The sequence below is a fragment of the Paraburkholderia sp. PAMB 6770 genome (genome assembly GCF_057748135.1).
The window spans coordinates 618,104-632,540 of record NZ_CM173238.1 but is presented as its reverse complement, the minus strand read 5'-3'; the positions used below and the strand labels follow the sequence as shown (position 1 = coordinate 632,540).

The window sequence follows — 14,437 nt, the reverse complement described above, 5'->3', positions numbered from 1 at the left end:
GCCCGGTGCGTCACGACGCGCCGGGCCGATGCGCCGGAGGCGGGTGCGCCGGGCCGGTCAGGTCGCCGCGTTGATCGGCTCGACGCGCCGCGGCGCATAGGTTTCCCAGCCGCTGCAGCCCGGACATTGCCAGTAGAACAGCCGTGCCCGGAAGCCGCAATTCTGGCATGTATATCGTGGCAGATTTTTGGTGCGCTGCCGGATCAGCGTGCGCATCAGTTCCAGCTCGCTGCGCCGCGGTTCCTCGGCGCTCGCCTGCTGCGCTTCGAGCAACCGCGTCATGCCGGCGAGGTTCGGCGCCTTCTGCATCTGCGTGCGCGCGAGGCTGTGGGCCGCATCGGCGCCGCGCAGCGCGGCGACATGCTGAAAGGCCACGTCGAGCAGGTCGTTCGACGGATAACGGTCGACCCACTGTGTCAGCAGATCCGCGCCCTGATCGGCATGGCCGAGCGCCTCGTAGGCCTTCATGATCTTCTCGGCCACGAGCGGCAGATAGGTCGAATTCTGCTCCTCGACGCGGCGCCACTGGCGGATCGCGCTTTCCGGCGAACCGCCCGCAAGGTCGACGTCGCCGAACAGGATGGTCGCGCGCACATTTTCCGGGTTGGCCTTCAGCGCGAGATCGAGTTGCCGGCGCGCCTCATCGGGACGCTTGCTCTGCAGCGCCTCCTGCGCAAGCTCGCAGTGGAACTGGGCGATTTCCTTGTCGAGCGACTCCGCGCCCATCGTTTCGAGGTGACGCGCGGTGTCGATCGAGCGGTTCCAGTCCTTCTCGATCTCGTAGATCGTCAGCAGCGCGCGCTGCGCGCCCAGCGCGTGATCGCCGGCTTCGAGCGCGCGGAAGGTTTCCTCTGCACGATCGAGCAGGCCCGCTTTCAGGAAGTCCTGACCGAGTTCGTACAGCGCGTGGTCGCGCTCGCTGACCGGCAGGTCCGTGCGCCCCAGCAGATTCTGGTGCACGCGGATCGCCCGGTCCGTTTCGCCGCGGCGGCGAAACAGGTTGCCCAGTGCGAAATGCAGTTCGATGGTTTCCGGATCGAGCTTGACGACTTCGATAAACGCGTCGATCGCCTTGTCAGGCTGCTCGTTGAGCAGAAAATTGAGGCCGCGAAAGTACGAGCGCGGCAGGTTGGCGCTCTCGGACAGCAGCGTCTTCAGATCGTAGCGTGCCGCCATCCAGCCGAGCGCGAACGCGACGGGCACGACGAGCAGCCACCAAAAGTCTAGATCCATGCGATTGATCGGGAGAGCAGAAACATACGCCGCGGACCTGCGACCCGCGGCAGCCTGAAAGCTAGATCAGCGGCGGCAGCGGCGGCGGCTCGACAGCGACGGGCGTCTCGCGCACCGAGCGCAATTCGCGCTTCAGGCGGCCGTTTTCGAGTCGCAGACGCACGAGCCCCGGCACCGCGGACACGAGACCCGCGAGCAACCCGACAACGAAAAACGCGAGACCGATGAGGATGAGCGGCGCGCTCCAGCGATATCCCGCGAGGAAATTCAGCGTAGCGCCTTGCGTGTTGGAGAGTGCGAGCACCAGCAGCAGCACGAACACCAGCACACGAATCAGCCAGACGAAAAATTTCATGAGTCGATCTCTTGACGGCAGTTGCACACGCGACGCCAGCCGGAGGATGCAGATCGCATCACGCGCCGGCCCGCGCCGAATTGACCCGTATTGTAAAGGAAGCCCTCTTGGCTGGGCAGAAGCCGGCTTTCGGCAAGCTGACCTCAACCTGACGCCTTCCCAGGCCGCAATGGGGTGCCCACCGCCCGCGTGGAACCTGCGCGCGGGGTCGGCGCGCATAAAAAAAGCGCCCGAAGGCGCTTTCTTTGGTCCTTGCCGCCAGGCTTACGCCATTGACGCTTTCGAAGCCACGTTGCAGACGGCACAACACGGCGCTCACAGATCGTCGTCCGGCTGTTCGGCCTTCAACGGCTCGCCTGCGCGGCGATCCACCCGCTCGCGCAACTCCTTGCCGGGCTTGAAGTGCGGTACGTATTTCTCCGGCACCAGCACTTTCTCGCCCGACTTCGGGTTGCGCCCGACGCGGGATGGACGACGGTTCAGGCCGAAGCTGCCGAAGCCGCGAATTTCGATACGATGACCGCTCGCAAGCGCGTCGGACATCGCATCGAGCATCGTCTTCACCGCGAAATCCGCATCTTTCAAAACAAGCTGCGGAAATCGCGTAGCCAGGTGGGCGACCAGTTCCGATTTGGTCATACTGCAGCAGACCTCGTCAGGCTTACTGGTTCTGGCCGTCGAGCTTGGCCTTCAGCAGCGCGCCGAGGTTCGTCGTGCCGGTCGCAGCCGAGTTGTCGGACGCGGCGAGACCGCGCATGGCTTCCTGCTGCTCAGCCGAATCCTTCGCCTTGACCGACAGATTGATGCCGCGCGACTTGCGGTCGATGTTGATGATCATCGCGTTGACCTTGTCGCCTTCCTTCAGCACGTTGCGTGCATCTTCCACGCGGTCTTGTGCGATTTCCGACGCACGCAGGTAGCCTTCGACTTCGCCGGACAGCTGGACCACCGCGCCCTTCGCGTCTACCGACTTGACCGTGCCGTCGACGATCGAGCCCTTGTCGTTCATCGCGACATAGTTGCTGAACGGATCGCCTTCGAGCTGCTTGATGCCGAGCGAAATGCGTTCTTTCTCGACGTCGATGCCGAGCACGATCGCTTCCACTTCGTCGCCCTTCTTGTACTTGCGAACCGCTTCTTCGCCCGCTTCGCTCCACGACAGATCCGACAGGTGGACGAGGCCGTCGATGCCGCCCGGCAGACCGATGAACACGCCGAAGTCGGTGATCGACTTGATCGCGCCCTGGATCTTGTCGCCCTTCTTGAAGTTGCGGCTGAAGTCATCCCACGGATTCGGCTTGCACTGCTTCATGCCGAGGCTGATACGGCGGCGGTCCTCGTCGATCTCGAGGACCATGACTTCGACTTCGTCGCCCAGCTGCACGACCTTCGACGGCGCCACGTTCTTGTTGGTCCAGTCCATTTCCGACACGTGGACGAGGCCTTCGATGCCCGATTCCACTTCGACGAACGCGCCGTAGTCGGTGATGTTGGTGACCTTGCCGAACAGGCGGGTGCCCGACGGGTAGCGGCGCGAGATGCCTTCCCACGGATCGTCGCCGAGCTGCTTGATGCCGAGCGAAACGCGGTTCTTTTCCTGGTCGAACTTGAGGATCTTCGCGGTGACTTCCTGACCGACCGAGAGAACTTCGCTCGGATGACGCACGCGACGCCATGCGATGTCGGTGATGTGCAGCAGGCCGTCGATGCCGCCGAGGTCCACGAACGCGCCGTAGTCGGTGATGTTCTTCACCACGCCTTCGACGATCGCACCTTCCTTCAGCGTTTCGAGCAGCTTCGCGCGCTCTTCGCCCTGGGTGGCTTCGATCACCGCGCGGCGCGACAGCACGACGTTGTTACGCTTGCGGTCGAGCTTGATGACGCGGAATTCCAGCGTCTTGCCTTCGTACGGCGTCGTGTCCTTGACCGGACGCGTGTCGACGAGCGAACCCGGCAGGAACGCGCGGATGCCGTTGACCATCACGGTCATGCCGCCCTTCACCTTGCCGGTGATCGTGCCGGTGACGAGTTCGTTGTTGTCGAGCGCCTTTTCCAGCGACAGCCACGAAGCGAGACGCTTTGCCTTGTCGCGCGACAGGATCGTGTCGCCATAGCCATTTTCCAGCGCGTCGATTGCGACCGAAACGAAGTCGCCCGCCTGCACTTCTACCTCGCCCGCGTCGTTCAGGAACTCTTCGATCGGGATGTAGGCTTCGGACTTGAGACCAGCGTTGACGACCACGAAGTTGTGGTCGACACGCACGACTTCGGCGGAGATCACTTCGCCGGCGCGCATGTCCTGCTTGGTCAGCGACTCTTCGAACAGAGCCGCGAAAGATTCGGTATTCGGGGTAGAGGTTTGCAGGTCGGACATAAAAATCGGAATTTGCCTGGTATTCGCGACGTCCGGCGGGCCGGACAGGCTGCCATTTCGGCAATGGGCGAACGCCACGCGGGGTTAAAGGGTTGAAACACACCGCGCATCCACGACGCGCGGCACCTGCACGGACAGCCTGGCGCAACGGCGCGCCCGACTGCCTGTTACTTGCTGACTATCTGTACAACGTCGTGTACAACATCGCATACAACACCACTTCACTGCGCAAGGTTTGCTGCGCATTTTCGTGGCGTCACGCGACGGACGCGCCAGCGCGGTACCACTGCAGCACCTCGCTGACCGCCTCGTCGATCGACAGCGACGACGTGTCGAGCAGCTTCGCATCCGCCGCAGGCTTGAGCGGCGCGGCCGCGCGCTGACTGTCGCGCTGGTCGCGTTCACGCAAATCCCGCAGCAAGTCTTCCATATTAGCAGAAAATCCTTTTTGGATCAATTGCTTATACCGGCGGGCCGCGCGGGCCTCGGCGCTGGCGGTCAGATACACCTTCAGCACCGCGTCCTGGAAGATCACCGTGCCCATATCGCGGCCGTCCGCGACAAGGCCGGGCTCCTTGCGAAATGCCCGCTGACGGGCCACCAGCGCGGCTCTCACGGACGCGTGCACGGCGATCGCCGAAGCCCGCGTGCCGATCGCCTCGGCCCGGATTTCGTGCGACACGTCGACGCCGTCGAGTTGCGCAAGGCCCTCGCGAAAGGTGATATGGAGGTCGTCGACCAGGGCTGCAAGCCCGTCGGCGTCGTCCGGCGCGATTCCGTAGCGCACGCTGGCGAGCGCGGCGAGCCGGTACAGCGCGCCGCTGTCGAGCAGGTGAAAACCCAGGTGGGCCGCCACGAGCGCGGCCACGGTGCCCTTGCCCGAGGCGGTCGGACCGTCGATCGCGATGACGGGCGTCTGGTGAAAGGGGCGAGTCGATTTCATCGGGGGAGTCGAACGTCAGGGAAAAGCCGGCCGCATCACGGCCGCGCAAGCGCGATGAAGCGCTCGAAATAGTCCGGGAACGTCTTCGCGACGCACTTCGGGTCGTTGATCCGCACCGGCACGCCGCCGAGGCTGACGAGAGAAAAGCACATTGCCATCCGGTGATCGTCATACGTGTCGATCGCCGCGTTCGGCACCAGCGCCGCCGGCGGCGTGACGGCCAGGTAGTCCTCGCCCTCGGTCACTTTCGCGCCGACCTTGCGCAGTTCGGTGGCCATCGCGGCGAGCCGGTCGGTTTCCTTCACGCGCCAGCTCGCGATATTGCGCAGCGTCGTGGTGCCGTCGGCGAACAGCGCCGCCACGGCGATCGTCATCGCCGCATCGGGAATCAGGTTGCAGTCCATGTCGAGCGGTTCGAGCTTGCCGTGATCGTGGCCGACGCCGCGCACTTCGATCCAGTCGTCGCCGGCGCTCACGTTCGCGCCCATGCGGATCAGCGCGTCGGCAAAGCCGACATCGCCCTGGATACTCGCGCGGCCGACGCCCTCGACGCGCAGCGGGCCGCCGCCGAGCGCGCCCGCGGCGAGGAAATACGAAGCCGACGACGCATCGCCCTCGACCATGATCCGCCCCGGCGACTGGTAGCGCTGCCCCGACGGCACCGTGAACTGATGCCAGCCGTGCTGCTCGACGGCGATGCCGAAGCGCGCCATCAGCCGGATCGTAATGTCGATATAGGGCTTCGAGATCAGTTCGCCGTCGACCTGCACGACGGTCGCGCCGCTCTCCGTGCGCAGCAGCGGCAATGTCATCAGCAGCGCGGTCAGGAACTGGCTCGACACGTCGCCGCGCACGCGGATCGGCCCGTCGACCGCGATCCGCGCGGGGCGGATCCGCAGCGGCGGGAAACCCTCGTTTGCCTCGTAGTCGACTCGCGCGCCGATCTGGCGCAAGCCGTCGACGAGGTCGCCGATCGGCCGCTCGTGCATGCGCGGCACGCCATGCACGCGATAGTCGCCGCCGTTCACCGCGAGCGCCGCAGTAAGCGGGCGCACCGCCGTGCCCGCGTTGCCGAGAAACAGGTCCGCGGTTTTCGCGGTGAACGCGCCGCGCGTGCCCGTCACGACGCAGGTGTCGCCGTCGCGCTGCAGCTTCACGCCGAGTTTCTCGAGCGCGTCGATCATCACGCGCGTATCGTCGGAATCGAGCAGGTTGGTGATCGTGGTGTCACCCTCGGCAAGCGCCGCGAGCAGCAGCACGCGGTTCGAGATGCTCTTCGAGCCGGGCAGGCGGATCGTGCCGGACGCACGGGAGAACGGTCCGAGGTCGAGATATTCCATGAGTGAGTCCAGTTCCGGTTATTGGGCGGCATCCCCGGCGATGCCGGTCGCGCTGCCCTGCTCCTGCCACTCGCGGCGGGCCACGCGCGAGCGCGCGAACACCGCTTCGAGCGCGGCGCCGTCGCCGGCGTCGATTGCCGCGCGCAGTTGCGCGAGCACCGCGGTATAGCCGTCGAGTTCCGCGAGCAGCGCGGCGCGGTTGGCCACGCAAATGTCGCGCCACATTTCCGGGCTCGACGCGGCGATCCGGGTGAAGTCGCGAAAGCCTCCGGCGGCAAATGAAAATTTCAGCGCCGTGTCAGGCGAATGGAGAATCTGCTCGACCAGCGCGAACGACAGCACATGCGGCAGATGGCTCACCGACGCGAGGACCCGGTCGTGCTGTTCAGGCGTCATCTCGTGCACGCGCGCGCCGGTCGCGCGCCACATCGCGGCCACCCGCGCCAGCGCTTCCGGCGGATTTTCCGGCAGACCGCACAGCACCACATTGCGGCCGGCGTAGAGATCGGGCAGCGCGGCCTCCACGCCGCTCGACTCGCGCCCGGCAATCGGATGGCCCGGCACGAACTGCGCGATCCGCTCGCCGAGCGCCGCACGGGCCGCCGCCACGACGTCGGACTTGGTACTGCCCGCATCCGTGACGATCGTCGCGGGGTCGAGAAACGGCGCGATGCGCGCGAGCAGCGGCTGCGTCTGCGCGACCGGCGCGGCGAGCAGCACCAGATCGGCCCCCGCGAGCGCCGCGCGCAGCGCCGCGTCGTCGTCGAGCGCCACGCTTGCGTCGATCACACCCAGCGCGAGCGCTCGCGCGCCCGACGCCGCCGTCCGCGACACGCCGATCACCGTGCGCGCGCCGTGCGTCCCCGCGCGCTCGCGCAACGCGCGCGCCAGCGAGCCGCCGATCAGGCCGACCCCAAAAATCACCAGCTTGTTGAATGAGAACCCGGACACGTCGGTGACAGAAAAAAGGCGCGCCATGACGACAAACGCAGGCACGCGGGTAAGAATCAGAAATCGGGCGCCCGCTCCGGACGCCCGGCCTCACGACTTCGCCGGATCAGGCCGGCGCAAGCGCCTTTTCGAGCGCCGCGACGAACGCCTCGTTCTCCTGCGGCAGACCGACCGTCACGCGCAGCCATTGCGGCAGGCCGTAGTTGCCGACCGGCCGCACGATCACGCCCTGTTTCAGCAGCGCGAGATTGACCCGCCCGCCGGCCGCATCGTCATGGCCGACCCGCACCAGCACGAAGTTGCCGTACGATGGCACGTATTCGAGGGCCAGCCGCTCGAACGCCGCGCTCAGGTAACGATACCCCTGGGCGTTCAGCGCCGCGCTTTCCTCCAGAAACGCCTTGTCGTTCAGCGCGGCCACCGCGGCCGCCTGCGCGAGCGTGTTGACATTGAACGGCTGGCGCAGACGATTGAGCAGATCGGTCAGCGCCGGCTGCGCGATCGCGAAGCCGACCCGCAGTCCCGCGAGGCCATAGGCCTTCGAGAACGTGCGCGACACCAGCAGATTCGGGTAGCGACGCACCCACGCAATCGAGTCGTAGCGCTTGTCCGCGGCCAGGTACTCGGTGTACGCCTCGTCGAGCACCACGACCACCTCGCGCGGCACCTTTGCGATGAAGGCTTCGAGCGCCGCGCCGTCGACGAAGGTGCCGGTCGGGTTGTTCGGGTTCGCGACAAATACGAGGCGGGTGTCGTCCGTGATGGCGGCGAGCATCGCATCGAGATCGTGCCCGTAGTGCTGCGCGGGCACGACGATCGCGCGCGCCCCGAGCCCCTGCGTCGCGAGCGCGTACACGGCGAACGAGTATTGCGCGTAGACGATCGACTGCCCCGTTTCAACCAGCGCATGCGCGGCGATTTCGAGGATGTCGTTGCTGCCGTTGCCGAGCGTGATCCAGTCTGCCGGCACGTCGTAGCGCGCGCTCAACGCCGCCTTCAGTTCGAACGCGTTCGAATCGGGATAACGCCCCAGTTCGCTCGCCGCCTGCGCGATCGCACGCTGCGCCGATTGCGGCATGCCAAGCGGATTCTCGTTCGACGCGAGCTTCACGATCTTCGCCTCGTCGAGCCCGAACTCGCGGGCCACTTCCGAGATCGGCTTGCCGGCAATGTAAGGCGCAATCGCGCGCACGTAGGAAGGACCGAAAGGCGTTGTCATGCGTATCTCCGCAACAGAATGATCAAGAATGAGTGACGCTCGGCGCCGCAGCCCGGCCGGTCAGCGGGCGCGCGGGTAGGAGCCCAGAATCTTCAGGAACGCCGCCTTCTGGTCGAGCTCGGCGAGCGCCGCTGCAACGGGCGCGTCGTCGCGATGCCCTTCGACGTCGATATAGAAGTAGTACTCCCACGTGCCGACGCGCGCCGGCCGCGACTCGAAGCGCGTCATCGACACGCCGTGGCGCGCGAGCGGTTCGAGCAGCTTGAATACCGCGCCCGCCTGATTCACGACCGACACGATCAGCGAAGTCTGGTCGTGTCCGCTCGGACCCGCCGGCTGCTTGCCGATCATCACGAAACGCGTGCGGTTGTGCGGGTCGTCCTGGATCAGCGCACGGGCAGTCTGCAAACCGTAATGGGCCGCCGCGCGGTCGCCCGCGATCGCCGCGACACTCGGGTCGCTCGCCGCCAGCCGCGCACCCTCGGCATTGCTCGAAACCGCCTGACGCTCCAGATGCGGTGCATTCGCGGCGAGCCACGCCTGGCATTGGGCAAGCGCCTGCGGGTGAGCGCACACGCGCGTGACGCCGTTCAGGTCGCCGCTTTGCGTGAGCAGGTTATGGTGAATCGGCAGCGCCAGCTCGCCGCCGATCACGAGTTGCGTCTGCAGCAGCAGATCGAGCGTGCGCGAGACCGCACCCTCGGTGGAATTTTCGACCGGCGCCACGCCGAAATCGGCGCTCCCCGCTTCGACCGAACGGAAGACTTCGTCGATCGTCGGACACGGCAACCCTTCGATCGCCTGTCCGAAGTAAGCGTGCATCGCCTGTTCGCTGTACGTGCCGACCGGACCGAGGTACGCCGCCTTCAGCGTCTTTTCGAGCGCGCGGCTCGCGGCCATGATCTCGCGCCAGATCGCACTGATGTGCTCGCCGGCGAGCGGGCCGGCGCTCATGTCCTGCAGGCGCGCGATGACCTGCTGCTCGCGCTCCGGGCGAAACACCGGTGCGTTGAAGTGCTTCTTGACCTCGCCCACTTCGAGCGCGATCGCGGCGCGCTGGTTGAGCAGCGCGATCAGTTGCGCGTCGAGCGCGTCGATACGCTCGCGCAACGGTTTGAGTCGGAGATTGAGTTCGTCGTCCATGCGTGAAAACGGCCTTGGCGGAAACTGCGGAAACCCTGCGCGCGCCCGCGGGCCGACGGCCCGCCCTGCCCCTGCGGGCTCAGGCGCTGCGCTGTTCGAATTCCTTCATGTACTCGACGAGCGCCTTCACGCCCTCGAGCGGCACCGCGTTGTAGATCGACGCCCGCATGCCGCCGACGGACTTGTGGCCCTTCAGCTGCACCAGCCCGCGCGCTTTCGCGCCGGCGAGGAAATCTTCGTTGCGCGACTCGTCGGCGAGAAAGAACGGTACGTTCATCCGCGAACGCGACGCGCGTTCCACCTTGTTGAGATAGAAGCTGCTCGCATCGATCGTCTCGTACAGCAGCTTCGCTTTTTCGATATTGCGGGCCTCGATCGCCGCGAGGCCGCCTTGCTTCCTGAGCCACCTGAACACGAGTCCCGCGATGTAGATCGCGTAGGTAGGCGGCGTGTTGTACATCGAATTGTTCGCGGCTACCGTCTTCCACTCGAACGCGGACGGACAGATGGACATCGCGCGTTCGAGCAGGTCCTCGCGCACGATCACGAGCGTGACGCCTGCCATCCCGATGTTCTTCTGCGCGCCGCCGAACAGCACGCCGTACTTGGCCAGATCCATCGGCCGCGACAGGATGTGCGACGACGCGTCCGCGACCAGCGGGATATCGCCGAGGTCCGGGATGTCGAACGTTTCGACGCCGTGAATCGTCTCGTTCGTGCACAGATGCACATACGCCGGATCCGCGGAGAGCCGCCATTCGCTGCGCGCCGGGGCGCGCGTGAAGCCGTCCGCCGTCTCGCCGCTGGCGGCCTGATGCACGGTGCCGTATTTCTGCGCTTCCCTGAACGACTTCTGCGACCACGAACCGGTCACGACGAAATCCGCACGGGGCTTCTGGCCGAACAGGTTCATCGGCACGATCGCGTTCTCGCCGAGGCCGCCGCCCTGCAGGAACAGCACCCGGTGGCTCGCGGGCACGTCGAGCAGCGCGCGCAGGTCCGCCAGCGCCGCCTCATGGATCGACATGAACTCCTTGCCGCGATGGCTCATCTCCATCACGCTCATGCCGCTACCGTTCCAGTCGAGCATCTCGTCGGCCGCCTGGCGCAGCACTTCTTCCGGCATGGCCGCGGGTCCGGCCGAGAAATTAAAGACGCGCATTCGTCTGATCCCTGAATCTGATCCCTGAATCGGGTCCCTGAAACGGGTCCCCAAGGCAGCACGCGGCATAAAAGGTGGCAGATCCGCGCCTGAAAAGAAAATGGCTGTTTGCGCACAGGCGCAAACAGCCATTATCGCATCGTCACAGGAAAGCCGCCAAACGCGGCCGGGTCGCCGGCAAATGGCGTACCCGGACTGCAGCAGCCCGCCTGCTTACTTGGCCGACTTGACCGAAGCGACTTCCTGGTCGGCCTGCGCGCGGGTCGCCTTGATCGACTCCGGCATGTACTTCTGCATCAGGCCATTGACGACGTCGCGGCCGACCTGGTCCTGCACCTCGATGAACTTGCGGCCGGTCGGGCTCTTGTAGAACGCGGTCAGATCCTTGATCTCAGCCGTCGAGTAGTACTTGGCATATGCCTGATACTGGGCTTGCATCGCGTCCTGGCGGAACTGCGGCGTCGTGAAGACCTGGCCAGCCGAGTCGACCAGCTTCGGCACCGCGTTCTTCTGCAGCGTCGGGACGGCGGCCTGCTTCTGCTTGTCCGTCATCGTCTTGTTTTCGGTCAGCGCATCCGACAGGATGGCCGGTACCAGTTGCTTCGCCTGCATCTGCGCGCTGCCGCCAATTGCGCTGACGAGCTTCTGTGCATCGATTGCGTCCAGCAGATCCTTGATCGCCGCCTGCTTGGCCGGATCGACCGGCGCGGCGGCGGTGGTGTCGGCCGGCGCTGCACCCTGGTTCTGCAGCGCCTGCGCCATCGCGAACGTCGGCACGAAGGCAGCCAGCAACATCCACTGTTTGAATCGTTTTTGCATCATTACTCCCTGAGAGAAATATAGTCGAACTACTTGCCGCAGCACGCTCGCACCGGCCCGATGCGCTCGTCCACGCCCGCGGCGTTATACCCTGCATGAGGCTGTGCCGGCGGATCAGACGCCGCCGTCTTCGCCGCCCTCTTCACTGTCGCCCTCGCCATCCGCTTCCGCAACCTGCTGAAGACCGGACAGACGGGTGCCCTCATCGAGGCTGATGAGTGTAACACCCTGGGTCGCACGGCCCATTTCCCGAATTTCCGCGACGCGCGTGCGAATCAGCACGCCCGTCGTAGTAATCAGCATGATCTGCGCCTCCGGGTCGACCAGCGTCGCCGCCACCACCTTGCCGTTGCGCTCCGAGGTCTGGATGGCGATCATCCCCTTCGTGCCGCGGCCGTGGCGCGTGTACTCGGTGATCGGCGTGCGCTTGCCGAAACCGTTCTCGGTCGCGGTCAGCACCGACTGCGCCTCGTCGCCGGCCACCAGCATCGCGATCACCTGCTGCCCGTCTTCGAGCTGCATGCCACGCACGCCGCGCGCTTCCCGGCCCATCGGCCGGACGTCGTTCTCGTCGAAGCGCACCGCCTTGCCGGAGTCCGAGAACAGCATCACGTCGTGCTCGCCGTCGGTGATTGCTGCGCCGATCAGATAGTCGCCGTCGTCCAGTCCGACCGCAATGATACCCTTGCGCAGCGGCCGGCTAAAGGCTTCGAGCGGCGTCTTTTTTACCGTTCCTAACGCGGTCGCCATGAACACATACTTGTCGGCGGAAAACTCCTTCACCGGCAGCACCACGGTGATCTTTTCGCCGTCCTGCAGCGGGAACATGTTCACGATCGGCCGGCCGCGCGAGTTGCGCGAGCCCTGCGGCACCTCGTAGACCTTCACCCAGTAGACCCGGCCGCGGTTCGAGAAGCAGAGGATATGGTCGTGCGTGTTCGCGATGAACAGCGTGTCGATCCAGTCGTCGTCCTTCATCGAGGTGGCCTGCTTGCCGCGTCCGCCGCGCTTCTGGGCGCGATATTCGGACAACGGCTGCGATTTCACGTAGCCGGCATGCGACATCGTGACGACCATGTCCTGCGGCGTGATCAGGTCCTCGGTGTTCAGCTCGGTGGCGTTCAGCTCGATCTTCGAGCGGCGCGCGTCGCCGAATTCCGCGCGGATCGACGTCAGTTCGTCGCCGATGATCGCCGTAATACGCTCCGGGCGCGCGAGGATGTCGAGCAGATCGGCAATCTGCGCCATCACCTCGCGATATTCGCCGATGATCTTGTCCTGCTCCAGCCCCGTCAGGCGCTGCAGGCGCATCTGCAGGATTTCCTGCGCCTGAATATCCGAGAGCCGGTAAAGGCCGTCGGACTGCATGCCAAATGCCGGATTCAACCCTTCGGGGCGATAGGCGCCGCTGCCGCCCGCCGCGCCATTTTCCGTCTCGGCGCGCGCCAGCATCTCACGCACCAGCGACGAATCCCACGCCCGCGCCATCAGGTCCTGACGGGCGATCGGCGGCGTCGGCGCCGCCTTGATGATCGCGATGAATTCGTCGATGTTCGCGAGTGCGACCGCGAGGCCTTCGAGCACGTGACCGCGCTCGCGCGCCTTGCGCAGTTCATAGACGGTGCGCCGCGTCAGCACTTCCCGCCGGTGCGACAGGAAGCAGGTCAGCATCTCCTTCAGGTTCAGCAGCTTCGGCTGGCCGTCGACCAGCGCGACCATGTTCATGCCGAACGTATCCTGCAGCTGGGTCGCCTTATAGAGGTTGTTGAGGATCACCTCCGGCACTTCGCCGCGCTTCAGTTCGATGACGACCCGCATGCCGCTCTTGTCGGATTCGTCGCGAATGTCGGAAATGCCTTCGAGCTTTTTCTCGTTGACGAGTTCGGCAATCCGCTCGAGCAGCGAGCGCTTGTTGACCTGATACGGCAGCTCGTCGACGATGATCGCCATCCGCTGGCCGCGATCGATCTCCTCGAAGTGCGTGAGCGCGCGCATCACGACCCGGCCGCGGCCGGTGCGGTAGCCGTCGCGCACGCCGGCGACGCCGTAGATGATGCCGGCAGTCGGGAAATCGGGTGCCGGGACGATTTCGATCAGTTCGTCGATCGACGCGTCAGGATGCTTCAGCAGGTGCTGACAGGCGTCGACGATCTCATTCAGGTTATGCGGCGGAATATTGGTCGCCATCCCGACCGCGATACCGGACGAGCCATTGATCAGCAGATTCGGGATCCGCGCCGGCAGGATGGCGGGTTCGTTCTCGCTGCCGTCGTAGTTCGGCACGAAATCGACCGTCTCCTTGTCGATGTCGGCCAGCAGTTCGTGGCCGATCTTCGCCATGCGGATTTCGGTGTACCGCATGGCGGCGGCGTTGTCGCCGTCGACCGAACCGAAGTTGCCCTGGCCGTCGACCAGCATGTAGCGCAGCGAGAAGTCCTGGGCCATCCGCACGATCGTGTCGTAGACGGCGGTGTCGCCGTGCGGATGGTATTTACCGATCACGTCGCCGACGATACGCGCCGACTTCTTGTAGGCGCGGTTCCAGTCGTTGTTCAGCTCGTGCATCGCGTACAGCACGCGCCGGTGCACCGGCTTCAGGCCATCGCGGACATCGGGAAGCGCACGCCCCACGATCACGCTCATCGCATAATCGAGATACGAACGGCGCATTTCCTCCTCGAGGGAGATGGGCAGAGTCTCTTTGGCGAATTGATCCATTATCCGTATCTTGTACGCGCGAAGACGGCGGGAAAGCCGCACATTCGCATGAGCGCTGCGGCGGCAACGCATCACGCGATTCTAGCACGCCGCGCATCCACCCCCAGCCGGGGTACGTATACCTATTAGGAGGGCAGGCGCCAGCGCCTCCTGGAGCCCGCAATCGCGGCGTGCGCGGCA

Annotated in this window: 12 protein-coding genes; all 12 read right to left on the bottom strand. The window is 65.3% G+C overall.

Annotated elements, in window-relative coordinates; genetic code table 11:
• Positions 1–57 precede the first annotated feature (57 nt).
• The gene (lapB, locus tag AC3AP7_RS03010; protein WP_475765711.1) at positions 58–1,233 is read right to left on the bottom strand and encodes a lipopolysaccharide assembly protein LapB; all 1,176 of its coding nucleotides are present in this window, start codon (positions 1,231–1,233) and stop codon (positions 58–60) included.
• Between the two features lie 61 nt (positions 1,234–1,294).
• Positions 1,295–1,588, bottom strand: a complete 294-nt coding sequence (locus AC3AP7_RS03005; protein WP_475765713.1) for a LapA family protein — start codon at positions 1,586–1,588, stop codon at positions 1,295–1,297.
• A gap of 315 nt (positions 1,589–1,903) precedes the next feature.
• Entirely contained in the window at positions 1,904–2,227 is a 324-nt protein-coding gene (locus tag AC3AP7_RS03000) for an integration host factor subunit beta (RefSeq protein ID WP_475765715.1), read from the bottom strand.
• 22 nt (positions 2,228–2,249) lie between these two features.
• Positions 2,250–3,962 carry a 30S ribosomal protein S1 gene (rpsA, locus tag AC3AP7_RS02995; RefSeq protein WP_475765717.1) on the bottom strand — a complete coding sequence of 571 codons (1,713 nt, stop codon included), beginning with the start codon at positions 3,960–3,962 and terminating at the stop codon, positions 2,250–2,252.
• A gap of 256 nt (positions 3,963–4,218) precedes the next feature.
• Entirely contained in the window at positions 4,219–4,905 is a 687-nt protein-coding gene (gene cmk / locus AC3AP7_RS02990; protein WP_475765719.1) for a (d)CMP kinase, read from the bottom strand.
• A gap of 35 nt (positions 4,906–4,940) precedes the next feature.
• A complete protein-coding gene (gene aroA / locus AC3AP7_RS02985; protein WP_475765722.1) occupies positions 4,941–6,245 on the bottom strand; it encodes a 3-phosphoshikimate 1-carboxyvinyltransferase in 1,305 nt (434 codons plus the stop codon).
• 18 nt (positions 6,246–6,263) lie between these two features.
• Positions 6,264–7,223: a prephenate dehydrogenase gene (locus AC3AP7_RS02980; RefSeq protein WP_475765725.1), complete on the bottom strand. Its 960-nt coding sequence runs from the start codon at positions 7,221–7,223 to the stop codon at positions 6,264–6,266.
• Positions 7,224–7,302: 79 nt separating this feature from the next.
• A complete protein-coding gene (gene hisC, locus AC3AP7_RS02975) occupies positions 7,303–8,415 on the bottom strand; it encodes a histidinol-phosphate transaminase (RefSeq protein WP_475765727.1) in 1,113 nt (370 codons plus the stop codon).
• Between the two features lie 60 nt (positions 8,416–8,475).
• Positions 8,476–9,558 (bottom strand): prephenate dehydratase, encoded by a 1,083-nt coding sequence (pheA, locus tag AC3AP7_RS02970; protein WP_475765729.1) that lies wholly within the window; start codon positions 9,556–9,558, stop codon positions 8,476–8,478.
• A gap of 79 nt (positions 9,559–9,637) precedes the next feature.
• A complete protein-coding gene (gene serC, locus AC3AP7_RS02965; RefSeq protein WP_475765731.1) occupies positions 9,638–10,720 on the bottom strand; it encodes a 3-phosphoserine/phosphohydroxythreonine transaminase in 1,083 nt (360 codons plus the stop codon).
• Between the two features lie 213 nt (positions 10,721–10,933).
• Positions 10,934–11,539: a DUF2059 domain-containing protein gene (locus AC3AP7_RS02960; RefSeq protein ID WP_475765732.1), complete on the bottom strand. Its 606-nt coding sequence runs from the start codon at positions 11,537–11,539 to the stop codon at positions 10,934–10,936.
• A 114-nt stretch (positions 11,540–11,653) separates the two neighbouring features.
• The gene (gene gyrA / locus AC3AP7_RS02955; RefSeq protein WP_475765734.1) at positions 11,654–14,257 is read right to left on the bottom strand and encodes a DNA gyrase subunit A; all 2,604 of its coding nucleotides are present in this window, start codon (positions 14,255–14,257) and stop codon (positions 11,654–11,656) included.
• Positions 14,258–14,437: the final 180 nt, after the last annotated feature.